This window comes from Streptomyces sp. NPDC006711, assembly GCF_042869775.1.
Taxonomy (GTDB): Bacteria; Actinomycetota; Actinomycetes; order Streptomycetales; family Streptomycetaceae; genus Streptomyces.
Genome location: NZ_JBIAGO010000042.1, coordinates 1 through 3,456 on the forward strand (window position 1 = coordinate 1; position 3,456 = coordinate 3,456).

Genomic DNA, 3,456 nt, shown 5'->3' on the forward strand with positions numbered 1-3,456 from the left:
ACGCGGTCAGCGAATGGCCTCCCAGCGCGAAGAAGTCATCGCCCACCCCCACCCCCGACACACCCAGCACCTCGGAGACAAGACCGCAGAGGATCCGCTCCTGCGGACTGCGGGCCTCGAGCGCTCCCTTTCCCGCCCCTGCGGCATACTCGGGTGCCGGCAGTGCCCCGCGGTCGACCTTGGCGTTGGGGGTCAGGGGGAAGCGGTCCAGGACGACGAAGGCCGCAGGCACCATGTAATGCGGCACAAGGGCCGCGACATGCCGGCGCAGTTCCGCCGGGTCGGGTTCCTTTGCCCCTGAACTCGTGAGGTAGGCCACGATGCGCTGGTCACGAGCCCGGTCCTCGCGCACCAGGACGACCGCACGGGAGACGTCCGGGTGCTGCGACAGCACGCCCTCGATCTCGCCGGGTTCGACGCGAAAGCCCCGCACCTTGACCTGGTGGTCCGCCCGGCCGCGGAACTCAAGGAGTCCGTGTGGCGTCCAGCTCGCGAGGTCTCCGGTGCGGTACATCCGGGTGCCGGGGGCGCCGAACGGGTCGGCCACGAAGCGCTCGGCGGTGAGCGGTGGCGAGCCGCGGTAGCCGCGTGCCAGCCCCGCGCCCGCGACGTACAGCTCCCCCGTCTCCCCCAGCGGCACCGGCCGGAGCCGATCGTCCAGCACGTGGACACGGGTGTTGTCCATGACGCGGCCGAGCGGCAGTACGCCCTCGGGTGCGCGTTCCCCGGGAGCGAGCCGGAACTCGGCGATGTTCACCGTCGTTTCGGTCGGACCGTAGACATTGACCACCGTGGCCGCCGGGTGACGACGGCGCCATTCCGCCAGGGCCGGACCGTGCAGGGCCTCGCCTCCCAGCATGAGCAGCTGGGTCGGCGAGTAACCGTCAGGAAGCAGTTCGAGCAGGGGAAGGTGGCTGGGAGTGCCCTTCAGGAAGGTGCAGCCGACCTCCCCACCCTGCCCGTCCTCCGCCAGGGCGCTGATGAGTACGCGCCCTCCGCCGGCCAACGGCGCCCACAGTTCCGAAACGGTCATGTCGAAGGAGCACGGCGAGTGCCACAGCGAGGTGCCGCCCGGTCCAAGGCTCGGATATGCCCGGATGGCCCAGGCCAGATAGTCGGCGAGGGAGCGGTGCTCGACAGCCACCGCCTTCGGCTTCCCCGTGGACCCGGAGGTGTAGCTGACGTAGGCCGTGTTGGCCGGGAGCAGGGGGGCCAGACGTTCCCGCTGCGTCAGATCCGTGTCCGGCTGCCGGGAGAGTTCGGCGCACACCTCCGGGGAATCGAGGACGAGTTCACGGCCCTCGGCTCCCGCGGCCCACGGCCCGGCCTGCACTCTCAGTACGACATCCGGGCGCGCGTCGGCCAGCAGGAAAGCGATGCGCTCCTGTGGGTAGTCCAACTCCACCGGCAGGTAGGCGGAACCGGTTTTCGCGATGGCGAGCAGGGCGACCGCCAGCTCGACGCCTCGCGGCAGCAGCACGGCGACGACCCGCTCGGGTGCGGCTCCCCGCGCGGTCAGCAGCCGGGCCAACCGATTCGCCCGCTCGTTGAACTCCCGGTAGGTCAGGTGGACATCACCACAGCTGACGGCCGGAGCCTGGGGAGTACGGCGGACCTGAGCCTCGACGAGTTCCGGGAGCGTCACGTCGGGCAGCGACCGCACCGCCCCTTGCCGTTCGGCAGCGATTTCCGGACGGTACGTCATGCCGAGCTCCTCGTGACGGTCTCTGGGCGGTGAAAGAAGCAGGAGAAGGAAAAGAAAGCTTAAACAGGACGACCTTTCACCGCCTTATTGAAGTTCTATCTGTAGCGGCCGACGTCAAAACGAAACCAGGACACCTCGGTTGATAACGAAATGATAGAAGCGGGAGATAGCTTCCGACGGAGGCCAAAAGGAGAGGGAAATTGGCGCGATGAATAATTCACCGTTCGTTGACGTTCTTCCGCTGACCCCCCTCCAGGAAGGAATGTTCTTCCAGTCCCACTACGACGCCGATGAAATCGACGTCTACCACGTGCAGTTCGTGCTCGCCCTGGACGGACGGGTCGACCCGGGCCGCCTGAAGGCCGCGGCGGCAGCCGTGGTGAATCGCCATCCCGTTCTGCGGGCCGGTTTCTCGCAGCGGCAGAACGCGCAGCCGATCCAGGTCATCCACCGCGCCGTGGAACTGCCCTGGGAAGAGGTGGACTTCGCCGCCGCAGGCCCCTCCCACGCAGACTTCTCCGAGGCGAAGTCCTCCGGGACGGAACCCGGCCCCGAGGACCGGTTGCGGTCCCTCCTGCTCGCGGACCGGGTCCGGCGCTTCCCGCTTGACCGGCCTCCGCTGGTCCGCTTCGTTCTCGTCCGGTTCGGGCCCGACCGGTACCGGCTGGTGCTCAGCTGTCACCACATGGTGCTGGACGGCTGGTCCGGCCCCCTGCTCATCCGCGAGCTGTTCACGCTGTACACGGACGGACCGGACAATGCGTCGTTGCCACCCGCCGTTCCCTACCGCCGGTACTTCGAATGGCTCGCCACGAAGGATCTCGCCGCCTCGGAGCAGGCCTGGCGGGCGGCGCTCGACGGTATCCCCGGTCCCACTCTGGTAGCTGCGGCGGCTCCCGGACGCGCGGTCGTCATGCCGGAACGGCTGTCGGCCCAACTGCCGGTGGACTTCGGCACCGAACTCAGCCTGTTCGCACGCCGGCAGGGACTGACCATGGGCACCCTGCTCCAGGGCGCCTGGGGCACCGTCCTCAGCCGCCTCACCGGTCGCGACGACGTGACCTTCGGCACCGTCGTGTCCGGCCGCTCCCCGGAGATCGTCGGCATCGAATCGATGGTGGGGATGTTCATCAACACCATTCCGGTGCGGATCCGTGCACGACCCGACGAGCCGATACTGCGCCGTCTCGCCCGCCTTCAAGAGGAGCAGAGCGAGCTGCTGGCCCACCACCATCTGCGGCTCAGCAGTCTGCAACGCGCCGCGGCCGGTACCGGTGAACTCTTCGACACCGTCGCGGTGTTCGAGAACTACCCGGAGGGCGCGGCCGGTTCCTCGTCGTACGGCGGCCTCCGGGTCAGCGTGGTCGACGGTCACGACGCCGCACACTTCCCGCTGCGGGTGATCGGGGCGCTCTCCGGCAGCCGGCTGCAACTTCAGCTCGAATACCGGCCCGACCTCTTCGAGAGGGCGGAGGCGGACCGCATCCTCACCGTCCTCGCGGAGGTACTGCGTGGCCTGGTCGCCGACCCGGACCAGGACTTCCGGGAAGTGGTCGCCGCCCTGCCCTCCGGTCCGCGCGAAGCGGCTGCGGCTACGGCCACGGCTGCCCTGAAGGCGGTCGGAGCGGCAGACGTCGCCCGGTCACCCGCCGTGGACATCCTGCGTGGCCTGTTCGAGAAGGTGCTGGGTGTGTCGGGGGTGGGGGTGGGCGATGACTTCTTCGCGCTGGGCGGCCACTCACTGACCGCGA

The 3,456-nt window shown here is 68.9% G+C and carries 2 protein-coding genes; one reads left to right on the forward strand and one right to left on the reverse strand.

The features are described from left to right. Window positions 1-1,705 (reverse strand): amino acid adenylation domain-containing protein (locus ACFYM2_RS34720; protein ID WP_388841876.1); only part of this gene is annotated, 1,705 nt, incomplete at its 3' end. A gap of 208 nt (window positions 1,706-1,913) precedes the next feature. On the opposite strand from ACFYM2_RS34720, the gene ACFYM2_RS34725 reads away from it, so the two are divergent. Next, window positions 1,914-3,456 (forward strand): condensation domain-containing protein (locus tag ACFYM2_RS34725; protein WP_388841879.1); only part of this gene is annotated, 1,543 nt, incomplete at its 3' end.